14 protein-coding genes are annotated in these 12,469 nt (G+C 45.1%); 11 read left to right on the top strand and 3 right to left on the bottom strand.

What is annotated here, in order from left to right; translation table 11 throughout:
- The first annotated feature begins 408 nt into the window (after positions 1-408).
- Positions 409-687 (top strand): hypothetical protein, encoded by a 279-nt coding sequence (locus AB204_RS10350; RefSeq protein ID WP_047963305.1) that lies wholly within the window; start codon positions 409-411, stop codon positions 685-687.
- A 126-nt stretch (positions 688-813) separates the two neighbouring features.
- Here the strand turns inward: AB204_RS10350 and AB204_RS10345 are convergent, their stop codons facing one another.
- The 3 genes from AB204_RS10345 to fliE all read right to left on the bottom strand — a co-directional run bounded on the left by AB204_RS10345 (position 814) and on the right by fliE (position 2,767).
- The gene (locus AB204_RS10345) at positions 814-1,605 is read right to left on the bottom strand and encodes an OB-fold protein (RefSeq protein ID WP_047963304.1); all 792 of its coding nucleotides are present in this window, start codon (positions 1,603-1,605) and stop codon (positions 814-816) included.
- A gap of 129 nt (positions 1,606-1,734) precedes the next feature.
- Positions 1,735-2,079 (bottom strand): hypothetical protein, encoded by a 345-nt coding sequence (locus AB204_RS10340; protein WP_047963303.1) that lies wholly within the window; start codon positions 2,077-2,079, stop codon positions 1,735-1,737.
- A gap of 376 nt (positions 2,080-2,455) precedes the next feature.
- Complete coding sequence (gene fliE / locus AB204_RS10330; RefSeq protein ID WP_047963301.1) at positions 2,456-2,767, bottom strand: flagellar hook-basal body complex protein FliE; 312 nt, start codon at positions 2,765-2,767, stop codon at positions 2,456-2,458.
- A 283-nt stretch (positions 2,768-3,050) separates the two neighbouring features.
- Here fliE and fliF point away from each other — a divergent pair, with 283 nt between their 5' ends.
- The 10 genes from fliF to fliO all read left to right on the top strand — a co-directional run bounded on the left by fliF (position 3,051) and on the right by fliO (position 12,444).
- Positions 3,051-4,769: a flagellar basal-body MS-ring/collar protein FliF gene (gene fliF / locus AB204_RS10325; protein WP_047963300.1), complete on the top strand. Its 1,719-nt coding sequence runs from the start codon at positions 3,051-3,053 to the stop codon at positions 4,767-4,769.
- Positions 4,766-5,758 (top strand): flagellar motor switch protein FliG, encoded by a 993-nt coding sequence (gene fliG / locus AB204_RS10320; protein ID WP_047963299.1) that lies wholly within the window; start codon positions 4,766-4,768, stop codon positions 5,756-5,758. Before fliF ends, fliG begins: the two co-directional genes overlap by 4 nt.
- Positions 5,751-6,455 (top strand): flagellar assembly protein FliH, encoded by a 705-nt coding sequence (gene fliH, locus AB204_RS10315; RefSeq protein ID WP_047963298.1) that lies wholly within the window; start codon positions 5,751-5,753, stop codon positions 6,453-6,455. Before fliG ends, fliH begins: the two co-directional genes overlap by 8 nt.
- Positions 6,455-7,819 (top strand): flagellar protein export ATPase FliI, encoded by a 1,365-nt coding sequence (gene fliI, locus AB204_RS10310; RefSeq protein WP_047963297.1) that lies wholly within the window; start codon positions 6,455-6,457, stop codon positions 7,817-7,819. Before fliH ends, fliI begins: the two co-directional genes overlap by 1 nt.
- A gap of 168 nt (positions 7,820-7,987) precedes the next feature.
- Entirely contained in the window at positions 7,988-8,434 is a 447-nt protein-coding gene (gene fliJ, locus AB204_RS10305; RefSeq protein ID WP_047963296.1) for a flagellar export protein FliJ, read from the top strand.
- Entirely contained in the window at positions 8,431-9,849 is a 1,419-nt protein-coding gene (locus tag AB204_RS10300) for a flagellar hook-length control protein FliK (RefSeq protein WP_047963295.1), read from the top strand. The genes fliJ and AB204_RS10300 overlap by 4 nt, the downstream gene beginning before the upstream one ends.
- Positions 9,850-10,066: 217 nt before the next feature.
- Complete coding sequence (gene fliL / locus AB204_RS10295; RefSeq protein ID WP_047963294.1) at positions 10,067-10,543, top strand: flagellar basal body-associated protein FliL; 477 nt, start codon at positions 10,067-10,069, stop codon at positions 10,541-10,543.
- Between the two features lie 5 nt (positions 10,544-10,548).
- Entirely contained in the window at positions 10,549-11,556 is a 1,008-nt protein-coding gene (gene fliM / locus AB204_RS10290) for a flagellar motor switch protein FliM (protein WP_047963293.1), read from the top strand.
- Entirely contained in the window at positions 11,549-11,956 is a 408-nt protein-coding gene (fliN, locus tag AB204_RS10285) for a flagellar motor switch protein FliN (RefSeq protein ID WP_047963292.1), read from the top strand. The genes fliM and fliN overlap by 8 nt, the downstream gene beginning before the upstream one ends.
- Before the next feature lie 2 nt (positions 11,957-11,958).
- Positions 11,959-12,444 carry a flagellar biosynthetic protein FliO gene (gene fliO, locus AB204_RS10280; protein ID WP_047963291.1) on the top strand — a complete coding sequence of 162 codons (486 nt, stop codon included), beginning with the start codon at positions 11,959-11,961 and terminating at the stop codon, positions 12,442-12,444.
- Positions 12,445-12,469 lie beyond the last annotated feature (25 nt).

The following is a 12,469-nucleotide window of genomic DNA, read 5'->3' as shown; positions in this document are numbered from 1 at the left end:
TTATATAAATAACCAATTTTAAAATTCATATTAAATAAAAAATGAAATAATAAAAATAAGATAAAACCAAAATAATTTTAACACACTCAATTCGATTATTTGAATAAAAAACAGTACAGTAATTATTTTTGCGCAAATTACAACTAGCAAATAAAAAACTTAAAGTAACTATATCTTAAGTTAACATAGCACAGCATCAATATGATTATCACCTAATAAATGAAAAGTATAAAAGCTAATATTTAAACTACTTAATCAAGAGGTAACCAATGAGATACAATAAGTAATAACATTGAACTTAATGGGAGTATTAACAATGGCAAAGCAGGGTTATATATCATTATAAAATTAGCAGCTAGTCAGAATGAAAAGAACTTACCTCAATATGGAAAAAAGGGATATTTAAGGGTGTCCGCTACTGGAAAAAAAGATAAAACAATTGATTTTATATTAGATGGAAGTAATGTTCTTACAGATGGTCAAGAAAAGTATATAAATATTCCAATTCCATTCTGTGATCTTATATGGATTGGGCTTTCCGAAGATATAACACCTCAACTATATATTGACTATACAATCACAGATAGTAATTCAGGTAAGTTAGAAAAAAGTAAAATTTGGATAACTGATATTGATACTGTTATTTTAGGAGACTCCCCAGACATCAACTACGGTTGTATATCTTAGAATAAAAATCTTAGTTTTAAAACCCAATAAATTATAGATTGGTATAATCAACAAAGCTACAACTTGAAAAACCATTCAAAATAAAAACCCCATTCCGGGGTTTTTATTTTATTGAGATTTTTTACTTTATTGATTTTTTTCAGAGGTTAAGCCTAATTTTTCAGTTATTTCTTTTACTTCTTCGTTATTTTCTAGCTTGTTCTTTTCATACTTATTAAGACTTGAAGATAAGCACTCTATGTCTGTCACCTTACAAGTTTTAAAATCATCCGTTACTATAGACGAAACTTTAGCAAACAAAATGATTTTCTTGTCAGTTTCAGTTGCCTTGTCTGGATTTTTCGAAGCGTTATTTATAGATGATACTAACTTGCTAACCAACTCATCTTCAGCTACTGAAACTGGAACACAATCACCTAATGTTGGAGAACCGATGATAACGCTTTCACCAACACATGCATATTTAACCTTTTGGTTTCTATTTAATTCAGCGGCAAGATCTCTATATTTTCTGGCAAAATTGACGTGAACTTTATTAAACATGTCGCCTGTTTTCAAAGTAACAACAGGAATGTCACCAATACTAGAATCTATAGAATCAACGATACCAGTGATGATGATTTTTTTACCTTTATAGGTTTTATCACCTCTAGCCTCATTACTCGCGTACACCCTTTCCATCTCTTTCGCTGTTACAACAATGTAATCTGTATTTAGTTCTGAATTACCACCTTCAAAACCCATTTTCACATCTTTACGAATTACATTTTCAATAACGTTTGATTCATTTTCAGTTAACTTAATCGCATTACTACTGGATGAAGTCGTTCCTGATGATTTATCATCCTTACCAGCAATGATCCCGATTACGATAAGAACGACAAATACTATCCCTACCCATTTCAATATTTTTTTCATTTAGATACCTATTTACATCATATTAGCTAACTATCCAAACCGACGCATTTCATGCAAGCATCTGATATCACGTTTTGTTAGTGTTTTTTCTATCGCTGTTATGCAGCCCCTTACGGAGCTGACTGGCGATTAGTCTGCTGCAACAGTTTGTTTACTCTGTTCTTTTTTCTTTAAAATCATTGAAATAATGATTGCCAATACGAAAAGAACAATATGGAAACCAACATAGAACCAATAAAGCCCTATACCATCTTCCCCATTACTATGCATTGTAGCAGCAGTAGCCATGATACTTGGTGACAAAAAGGCAGCATCAATGATGTTTATGCCAAATGTTACACCAGATAATGTCGGATTCTTATAAAATGTAATAAGAGCGAAAACACTACAGAACATAGCTATAAATACGCCACCCACTGGGATAAATATAGATAGAGCAGCAAATATAAGAGCGATAATAGCTAAAGCTTTCATTTTTAAACATCCCTAATTAAAGCGCCAAGATGTTCAGAAACCTACCACATGAAAGGCTGGATCAATTACCCATTATTGGGTATTATATTCACCACCATCTCGGCATTGTTAAATTTAATTTTCAATCTCATTCGCTTTATGCAAGCGATTTATCTGCGGTTGTAATTCTGAATCAACTGAAAATGATATTTTTTTATTTTGTTCGTGTCAAAAAATATCAAGCATAACATGCGGATTTAATTTAATTCACGATCAATGGGTGCAGCCAAATATAGAAATGGTTGCCCCCGGTTTCTCAAACGAGAAATTAACTCTAAATACTCTTCAGCTAATTAATAAAAATTCATTATTGCAAATTTATGGAATAATTAACTTATCATACTTGCATATTCATGACTTCATGATAAGCACTAACCAACTTATTTCTTACCTGAATGCCCATTTGTAACGAAATGCCCGCTTTCTGCATATTGACCATCACATCATTGAGTTCCACACCCGGAACGCCCAGTGTGAAATCTTGTGCCTGCTTGGATGCACTCAGTCGGTTCCGGTTTATTTTTTCTACAGCGGCAGTCAGTTGGCTGGCAAAACTGCCTTGTACTGGCATGGGTTTGGCAATGTTTGCTGCTTGTAATGCCTGAGCCTGCATCTGTTGCAGTACACCTTCAATTGCCTGAATTGACATAAAAACCTCGCGTTAAATCACCCTATTGATTATGTGATTAAGTGCCATATTAGCCGTGGGCCAGTTGGCAGTTTTCCACGCTGCCACCGTAACATAGCCCTTCCAAACTAAAGCGGGTAATTGAAGTAAAAATTCAAAGCTTATTGTGCCATTAAAAGAGGTGTGAACAGCGAATAATGATGGGATTAATAATAGGAAGAATCTTTTCGCTTGCGTATGGGGAGTCTGTTTTGTTACGCCACGCTTTTAGTATTCATGTTGACCAGCAAGGCAAGGATCGTCTATGAGTGCAGCAACAACCGACGTTGAAAACCAAAATAAAGGTTTTAACGCTATCATCAGCAGGATAAAAGCTGATCCAAAAGTTCCGTTATTAGTTGCTGGCTCCGCTGCCATCGCTATTGTCATCGCCCTGTTCCTCTGGTTGAAAAGCCCCGATTATCGAGTGCTTTACAGCAACCTGAGTGATAAGGATGGCGGGGAAATCGTTACGCAATTAACCCAAATGAACGTCCCTTACCGTTTTGCCGAAAATGGCTCTGCGCTCATGATACCTGCCGATAAGGTGCATGAGACCCGCCTGAAACTGGCACAACAAGGGCTACCAAAAGGGGGCGCTGCCGGTTTCGAACTCTTGGATAAAGAGAAATTCGGTATCAGCCAGTTCAGTGAGCAGGTCAATTACCAACGCGCATTGGAAGGTGAGCTGGCTCGTACTGTTGAATCACTCGGCCCAGTCCAGAGCGCTCGTGTCCATTTGGCTCTGCCAAAACCTTCGCTGTTCGTTCGTGAACAAAAATCGCCGTCAGCCTCCGTAACAGTCGGATTGCTGCAAGGCCGTGTTCTGGATGAAGGGCAAATCAATGCCATTGTGCATATGATTTCAAGCAGTGTTGCCGGTTTGCCGGCTGGCAATGTGACGATTGTAGATCAATCTGGTCGCCTGCTGACACAAGCCGATGCCACTGGCCGTGATTTAAATACGACTCAGTTGAAATATACACAGGAAGTAGAGAGTCGTTTCCAGCACCGCATTGAAACTATTCTGGCCCCTGTCGTGGGTCGCGGTAATGTGCATGCTCAAGTAACGGCACAAATTGATTTCTCTCACCGTGAAGAAACAGCGGAAGAGTATAAACCTAATCAGCCACCAAATCAGGCAGCCATCCGCTCCAAACAAACCAGTATCAGCGAGCAGAGTGGCGGGCCATTGGTAGGCGGTGTGCCGGGAGCATTGTCGAATCAGCCAAATGCTGCGCCAAATGCCCCGATTGAAAAACCAAATGCCAAAGGCAATGGTGACGAAAAAGCTGACCAGAACCGCAACAATAGTGCCAATAGCAATAACAGAAATAATAGCTATGAGCGCGTAATAAGTAACAACCGCAATAACCGTCAAGACGAAACCACCAACTATGAAGTGGATCGCACCATTCGCCATGTTCAATTACAAGCTGGCACAGTGGAACGTCTTTCGGTTGCCGTTGTGGTCAACTATACCACCGTTCAGGGGGAAAATGGCCCTGAAACAAAAGCGCTGACACCAGAACAGTTATCGCAGATAGAAGCACTAACCCGTGAAGCCATGGGATTCTCTACTGAACGTGGCGACAGCCTGAACGTACTCAACACACAGTTCAATGATACATCCGAAGTGATAGAAACTCTGCCATTCTGGCAGCACCCTGTCCTGCTGGAAAAACTGCTGGAAGCAGGTCGTTGGTTACTGTTGGTTCTGGTTGCCTGGTTGCTGTGGCGTAAGATGATCGTGCCACAAATCGCCAAAAAACGTGCCGCAGAAAAAGCCGCATTGGCAGCCCAGAAAACCCCGCAGAAACAGCAACCAGAAACCAATGCTGAAATGGATGAAAAAATGCGCCGTAAGCTGGCTCGCCAACGCGTTAATGCAGAGCTTCAAAGTCAGCGTATCCGTGAACTTGCAGAAAAAGATCCTCGCGTCGTCGCGCTGGTGATCCGTCAATGGATGAGTAACGAACAATGAGCCTGAGCGGAACAGAAAGAAGTGCCGTCATGTTAATGACCCTGGGAGAAGATCAGGCGGCCGAGGTGTTCAAGCACCTGAATTCCCGGGAAGTACAACAATTGAGTATTGCCATGGCGGGGATGAGACAAGTCTCCAACCAGCAACTGGTTGAAGTGCTGGCGGAGTTTGAAGAAGATGCGGGGCAGTTCACTGCCCTCAGCATTAACGCCAACGATTATCTGCGCAGCGTACTGATCAAAGCATTGGGTGAAGAACGTGCTTCCAGTCTGCTTGAGGATATCCTTGAGTCCCGTGATACCACGACAGGCATCGAAACCCTCAACTTTATGGAACCGCAAATGGCGGCCGATATGATACGCGATGAACATCCGCAGATTATTGCCACTATTTTGGTTCACCTGAATCGTGGTCAGGCAGCCGATATTCTTGCTCTGTTTGAGGAACGCCTGCGTAATGATGTCATGCTTCGTATCGCTACCTTTGGTGGTGTACAGCCATCCGCACTGGCAGAGTTGACAGAAGTATTGAATACCCTGCTGGATGGTCAGAACCTGAAACGCAGCAAAATGGGTGGTATTCGTACTGCGGCAGAAATCATCAATCTGATGAAAAGCCAGCAGGAAGAAGGCGTCATTGATGCAGTCCGCACTTACGATAACGAACTGGCACAGAAAATCATTGATGAAATGTTCCTGTTCGAAAACCTTATCGGCGTGGACGACCGCAGTATCCAGCGCCTGTTGCAGGAAATTCCGGTCGATTCCCTGCTTGTGGCATTGAAAGGTTGCGATCAGGCATTGCGCGATCACTTCCTCAACAATATGTCGCAGCGGGCTGCTGAAATCATGCGTGATGATTTGGCAAACCGTGGCCCGGTTCGTATGTCCCAAGTGGAAGCAGAACAGAAATCCATCTTGCTTGTGGTTCGTCGTCTGGCAGAAAGCGGCGAAATGATCCTGAATGGTGGTGACGATACCTATGTCTGATAAACCCAAGAATGGAAGCTGGCAACCGTGGCAGCCAAACGAATTGAATCTGTGGGATACCCTGCGGGCAAAACTGGAACCGGTGGAAGAGGCAGAGGAGCCAAGCGAACAGGAACGACTGCTGGAACAAATAAGAATGCTGGACGAGCTGAAAGAACAGGCTCGTCAGTCAGGTCATATGCAGGGTATTGCAGAAGGTCAGGCTCAGGGTTATGAACAAGGACTCCAGGAAGGCCGAAAGGCCGGACTGGAACAAGGCTTGCAAGAATCCAGACAACAACAGCAAGTGGTTATCGATCAATGGCAAGCATTGCTGACAGATTTTAGCCATTCACTGGATGGTCTGGATACGGTTATTGCTTCGCGTTTAATGCAACTTTCACTAACGGCTGCTCACCATATTTTAGGACAGCCTGCTGTTTGTGATGGCACTGCCCTACTGAATCAGATCCGTGAATTTATCCAGCAAGAACCTATGTTCAGCGGAAAACCACAGTTGCGAGTCCACCCACAGAATATTTCTCTGGTTGAACAACAATTAGGGGAAGTTTTGGCACTACATGGCTGGCGTCTCATTGCAGATAACAAACTGCATCCGGGCGGCTGTAAAGTCAGTGCCAATGAAGGAGATATGGACGCCAGTTTAGCAACACGCTGGCATGAAATGTGCCGTCTGGCAGCACCGGGAGAATTGTGATGACGGCAAGACTTGGGCGCTGGCTGACAACATTGGATTCATTTGAAAAGCGTCTGGAAAAAACACCGAAAGTACGCCGTTACGGACGCCTGACCCGCGCAACGGGTTTAGTGCTGGAAGCGACTGGCTTGCACATGCCTCTCGGTGCGACTTGTCTGATCGAGCGTCAGAATGGCAACACCATTGAAGAGGTTGAAAGTGAAGTTGTTGGCTTCAATGGCGAAAAGTTGTTGTTGATGCCATTGGAAGAACTGGAAGGCATTGTGCCGGGTGCCCGCGTCTATGCCCGTTCTTATGGTGAAGATACGGGGGGCGGACGCCGCCTGCCTCTGGGACCTGAATTACTTGGCAGGGTTCTGGATGGTGCCGGGCGCCCCCTTGATGGCTTGCCATCCCCCGATACAGGCTATCGCGCTCCCCTGACAACTACTCCAATCAACCCCCTGCAACGAACTCCCATCAGCAATGTACTGGATGTTGGCGTTCGTGCCATTAACTCCCTGCTGACAGTCGGGCGTGGGCAGCGTATGGGGCTGTTCGCCGGATCAGGTGTTGGTAAGAGTGTACTGCTCGGCATGATGGCACGTTATACCCAAGCTGATGTGATCGTAGTGGGCCTGATCGGTGAGCGTGGTCGGGAAGTTAAAGACTTTATTGAAAATATCTTAGGCGTGGAAGGGTTGTCACGCTCTGTCGTCGTCGCCGCTCCTGCTGATGTTTCGCCATTGTTGCGCATGCAGGGAGCCTCTTATGCGACCCGCATCGCTGAAGATTTCCGCGATCGCGGTAAACATGTCCTGCTGATTATGGATTCTCTGACCCGTTACAGCATGGCACAACGCGAAATTGCACTGGCTATCGGCGAGCCTCCGGCAACCAAAGGCTATCCTCCTTCTGTATTTGCCAAATTACCCGCACTGGTGGAAAGGGCCGGTAATGGCGTCAGTGACGGTGGCTCAATTACTGCATTTTATACCGTACTGACAGAAGGTGATGACCAACAAGACCCGATTGCCGATGCGGCTCGCGCTATCTTAGATGGTCATATTGTGTTATCACGCTCACTGGCAGAGTCTGGTCACTATCCTGCCATTGATATTGAGGCTTCCATCAGCCGTGCCATGACCGCCCTGATCGACAATACCCATTATCGACGTGTGCAGTATTTCAAACAGTTGCTTTCCGGCTACCAGCGCAACCGTGATTTGATCAACGTTGGCGCATACGCTGCGGGCAGTGATCCCTTACTGGACAGAGCGATTGAGCTTTATCCTCACATGGCTCAGTTCCTGCAACAAGGCATTGAAGAACGCAGTGAATACGATGCAGCCTGTACCCAGCTTCAACAGCTATTGCCGACATAACATTTTACCTATGGGGATGTTACCTATGAAAATGTTACCTATGGGAATTTCGCCGAGGAGTATTTTGCCAACGAGTATAACGTTTGTCGGTTCGGTGCCGATATAACTTTGCTATTGATGCACTTCAGTAACGCTTATGTCTGTTTGGTGATTTAAACGAGGAAATACATGCAACAAAACTCCCCTCTTGTGACTTTACGCGAACTTGCCCAAGCTGCGGCGGAAAAAGCCGCATCACAACTTGCACAAATTAGGCAAAGTCACCAACAAATGGAGCAACAACTCACGGCGTTAATGAGTTATCAGGATGAATATCGTACCCGTTTAAACGACACTCTCAGCAGCGGCATGTCCTGCTCAACCTGGCAAAATTATCAGCAGTTTATGAAAACGTTGGAAATGGCAATTGAACAGCACAGATTACAGCTCAATCAATGGAAAAAACGACTTGAGCAAGCCATGTCACAATGGCAGGAAAAACAGCAGCGTCTGAACGCCTTCGACACACTGCAACAGCGGGCAGAGCATAATTTGAAGCTACACCAGAACCGCATGGAGCAAAAACAAATGGACGAGTACGCACAACGTGGTGCACAACGGAGAATGAAACAATGAATCTTACTCTTTTGCCTACTGATTTAAAACCCACGAGTAAAGGCCCGGAAAAAAGTCAGCCGACTTTAAATGAACCCGTGAACGGTAACCTTTCCTCTGAATTTGGGCAACTTCTCAATGCAGAAACAGCCTCTATGCGGAAGCACACTGCTCAGGCGGATAAAAATAGTCTGAAAGAGGGAAAATCTGCTGCTGACAAAACAGCACAAGGCGAATGGTCGCAATTGCAGCCGACATCAGATAATGCGGGGGTCACGGATAAGTTGCAGGCGGAAGTTACCTTGCAAGAAAACCGTGCCGAATTTGCCGTATTGAAAGATGAAGATCTTTTGTCAGCCGAAGCGTTAAGTGCTGTTATTCCGATCCAGATTGCCGGGCTGGTCACCCCTTCTGCAAGTTCTGCGGCTTTTCAAGAAAGTACAGATGGCTTAATGGAGGATGGCTTGCTGGATGATGAAAACAGTGCTGTCCAGACGTTACTGGGCAAAGATGCCAAAGTTGCTGGTACAGATCCTTCTGAACAATCTTTCTCTGAACAATCTAAAGAGAAAGCACCAGACAAAAGTATCCAATTTGCTGCTGCACAAGATATTGCACTCAGTGACAAAACCGAGAATTCTGCCAACACTCGTCCTGTGCTCACACCAGTCGCCGGGCAAGTCAAACTGGCTGCCACTAATAAGGCAGGGTATGACAATACTCTCCCAAAAAATATTTATTCAGACAATACTTATTCAAAAAACGTTTCTTCAAAAAACAGTGGCAAGGAACTAAATCTGCTCCAAATGGCAATTCAGGGCGCTCCGGCGTTGACGGCAGCTACAATAGAAACCGCTCCCATCGACTCACCTGCGGTATTGGCAGCTTCTCCCCTGCTTTCAGGCGGACAACAAGCAACGGGTCAATTTCAGTTAAATAGCACAACTGCACCTTTATTGAATGCCCATCTTGGCAGCGAAGAATGGCAACAACAGCTTAATCAGCACGTGTTGTTCTTTAACCGTAATGGATTACAACAGGCGGAGCTTCGTTTACATCCTCAAGAACTGGGTGCACTGCATGTCCGCATGAGTGTTGAAGATAATCAGGCACAATTGCACTTTGTTTCCGCTCATCAGAATGTTCGGGCTGCTCTGGAAGCTGCTTTGCCAGGACTTCGTAACTCGCTGGCAGAAAGTGGCATCCAATTGGCTCAAAGCAGTGTCAGTAGTGATGCCGAAGGGAACTGGCAGCAAGAACATCATGCCAGTAACCAAGCAAATAGCCAGAATAGTGGTCATTCTAACTCCCATGCCAATGCTCAAGGTCATGGTTTAGTGGCCTCAACCGGAGTCACCGCGGCTCATGATTCCGCCATCAAGCTGACACCTCAACAACTCGCCTCAACCCGGGGAGGTGTTGATACTTTTGCCTAATTATCCACCAGATTATTCACCTAATTTCAGAATACACTGTAATAAAATGAAAAAGGGTCGATAACAAACGTGCGAGTTAATGGTTTTTTCTCCGTTTGTTCCCGCTATTGCCGGAACAAAGACGCGGGATAATTGATATCGATTTTGATGGATAAGGAGATCCGCCACGGAATGCGCGGGGACTTATCCGCAACGAAAAACAGGAATTTGTCTGTCCATGTCTGATTATAGCTACGAGCATAAACGCACAAATCCAATTTGGATAATACTGCTAATACTGATTGCTGTTCTTGGTGCCGCCATCGGAGGGTATAGCTGGTGGACAATGAGCCAGTCAACCAATAACAGCTCAGAAAAAACCAAAGCCATCAATGCCCCCGTATTTATGAACTTGGAACCTTTTACCGTCAATTTGATCGACAACGAAGATCATTTCGATCGCGTTCTGTATGTTGGCGTGACATTGCGTCTGCCTGACGAAAAAATCCGTCAGCGATTCCATGATTATCTGCCAGAGGTTCGTAGCCGTATGTTGCTGTTATTATCTCGCCAGAAAGCCACCGAACTGGCAAAAGATGACGGAAAAATGCATTTGGTGGCAGAAATCAAACAGACATTAAACCCGACACTAATACCCGGTGAGCCTGATCAGGAAATCACCGATGTGTTGTTTACCACGTTTATTCTGCGATAATCACAATGAGTGACAATATTCTTTCACAGGCAGAGATCGATGCTCTGCTCAATGGTGACAGTGCCTCTGCTGATGACGTAGAACAAACTGCGTCTGGAGAAAATGAGGTTCGACCTTACGATCCCAATACACAACGCCGTGTTGTACGCGAACGTTTGCAGTCACTGGAAATCATCAATGAACGCTTTGCCCGCCAATTCAGGATGGGGCTGTTTAATATGCTGCGCCGCAGTCCGGATATTACGGTCGGTGCCATCAAAGTTCAGCCTTATCACGAATTTGCCCGCAATCTGGCCGTGCCAACCAACCTCAATCTGGTTCACCTGAAACCATTGAGAGGAACCGCACTATTCGCTTTCGAGCCAAGCTTAGTTTATATCGCTGTTGATAACCTCTTCGGGGGTGATGGTCGTTTTCCAACCAAAGTGGAAGGCCGTGAATTTACCTATACCGAACAGCGGATCATCAACCGAATGCTGAAACTGGCGCTGGATGCCTATCGTGACGCCTGGGATTCTATCTTTAAACTTGAAGTGGAATATGTGCGTTCCGAAACTCAGATAAAATTCACCAATATCACCACCTCACCGAACGATATCGTGGTTACCACACCGTTTCAGGTGGAGATCGGTGCATTGACCGGCGAGTTCAACATCTGTATTCCATTTGCCATGATCGAACCCCTGCGCGAACGCCTGACCAATCCACCTGTGGAAAATGTCCGTCAGGAAGAGGGATTGTGGCGTGAAAGTCTGGTGAAACAAGTTCAGCATTCAGAATTAGAACTGGTCGCGAACTTTGTTGATATCCCACTGCGGCTGTCAAGGATACTCGAACTGAAAAGCGGTGATGTTTTGCCGATTGAAAAACCTGAACGCCTAATCGTTCACGTTGATGGTGTGCCTGTGCTCACCAGTCAATATGGAACACTACACGGGCAGTATGCCCTGCGTGTTGAACACCTGATTAACCCTGTTTTAACTGCTCTGGATGAGGAAAAGCCCAATGAGTGATGCTAAACAACCCGCAGATAACGGATCGACTGACGATATGTGGGCAGAAGCGCTGGAACAACAGGCCGCACAGCAAACCTCTGACGGCGGCGCGTCAATTTTTGAGAACCTGGAACCGCAGGATGCACTTGCCCAGCTCTCCGATATTGATCTGATCATGGATATTCCCGTTAAGCTCTCTGTTGAGCTGGGACGTACCAAGATGACTATCAAACAACTACTGAAACTGTCACAAGGTTCAGTGGTGCCTCTTGATGGTCTGGCGGGCGAGCCACTGGATATTCTGATCAACGGCTATTTGATTGCACAGGGAGAGGTGGTTGTCGTATCCGATAAATACGGTATCCGTATCACGGATATCATCACTCCTTCTGAGCGCATGCGTCGTTTGAGTCGTTAACTATGATGGCGAACCAGCCTTCCCTGAATGTTTCTTTTCAACGTGGTACGGCATCTGATGCCGTACCCGTTAGCACGACAGTTAACACAACAGTTAACACAACAGGCAATACTGAACCTCTCCCGGCTGGTCAGACACTGATGCAAATCAGCAGTGCACTGGGGGGGATTTTATTGCTGATTTTTTTTATGACATGGCTAGTTCGCCGTTTAGGTCTTGCCCCCGGTAAAAACAAAAATCATCGATTGCTGAATGTTAAGGCGAGCTGTTCTCTCGGACCGAAAGAACGGATCGTTGTGGTGGAAGTCGAAGACAACTGGCTGGTACTGGGCGTGACATCCCAGCAAATCAACATGCTGCATCAAATGCCGGCGCCAACTGATCACGCGGAAAAGGATGCCGCACTCAAGTCACTGCCATTCGGCCAGATGTTGAAGAATACGCTCCAGCGAAAAAGCAAGAACGACAAGGACGATGATGAAAAATAGAGTTTTCTTTATGACTGGCAAAAAA

Origin of the sequence: Xenorhabdus khoisanae (genome assembly GCF_001037465.1) — a bacterium.
Taxonomy (GTDB): Bacteria; Pseudomonadota; Gammaproteobacteria; order Enterobacterales; family Enterobacteriaceae; genus Xenorhabdus; species Xenorhabdus khoisanae.
Note: the sequence above shows the minus strand (reverse complement) of the source record. Positions and strands in the feature narration are given on the sequence as shown.

Bases quoted from the DNA above. Each gene is read 5' to 3' on its own strand.
- AB204_RS10345 (WP_047963304.1), bottom strand. From the start codon at position 1,605: ATGAAAAAAATATTGAAATGGGTAGGGATAGTATTTGTCGTTCTTATC.
- AB204_RS10340 (WP_047963303.1), bottom strand. From the start codon at position 2,079: ATGAAAGCTTTAGCTATTATCGCTCTTATATTTGCTGCTCTATCTATA.
- fliE (WP_047963301.1), bottom strand. From the start codon at position 2,767: ATGTCAATTCAGGCAATTGAAGGTGTACTGCAACAGATGCAGGCTCAG.
- fliF (WP_047963300.1), top strand. From the start codon at position 3,051: ATGAGTGCAGCAACAACCGACGTTGAAAACCAAAATAAAGGTTTTAAC.
- fliG (WP_047963299.1), top strand. From the start codon at position 4,766: ATGAGCCTGAGCGGAACAGAAAGAAGTGCCGTCATGTTAATGACCCTG.
- fliH (WP_047963298.1), top strand. From the start codon at position 5,751: ATGTCTGATAAACCCAAGAATGGAAGCTGGCAACCGTGGCAGCCAAAC.
- fliI (WP_047963297.1), top strand. From the start codon at position 6,455: ATGACGGCAAGACTTGGGCGCTGGCTGACAACATTGGATTCATTTGAA.
- fliJ (WP_047963296.1), top strand. From the start codon at position 7,988: ATGCAACAAAACTCCCCTCTTGTGACTTTACGCGAACTTGCCCAAGCT.
- AB204_RS10300 (WP_047963295.1), top strand. From the start codon at position 8,431: ATGAATCTTACTCTTTTGCCTACTGATTTAAAACCCACGAGTAAAGGC.
- fliL (WP_047963294.1), top strand. From the start codon at position 10,067: ATGTCTGATTATAGCTACGAGCATAAACGCACAAATCCAATTTGGATA.
- fliM (WP_047963293.1), top strand. From the start codon at position 10,549: ATGAGTGACAATATTCTTTCACAGGCAGAGATCGATGCTCTGCTCAAT.
- fliN (WP_047963292.1), top strand. From the start codon at position 11,549: ATGAGTGATGCTAAACAACCCGCAGATAACGGATCGACTGACGATATG.
- fliO (WP_047963291.1), top strand. From the start codon at position 11,959: ATGATGGCGAACCAGCCTTCCCTGAATGTTTCTTTTCAACGTGGTACG.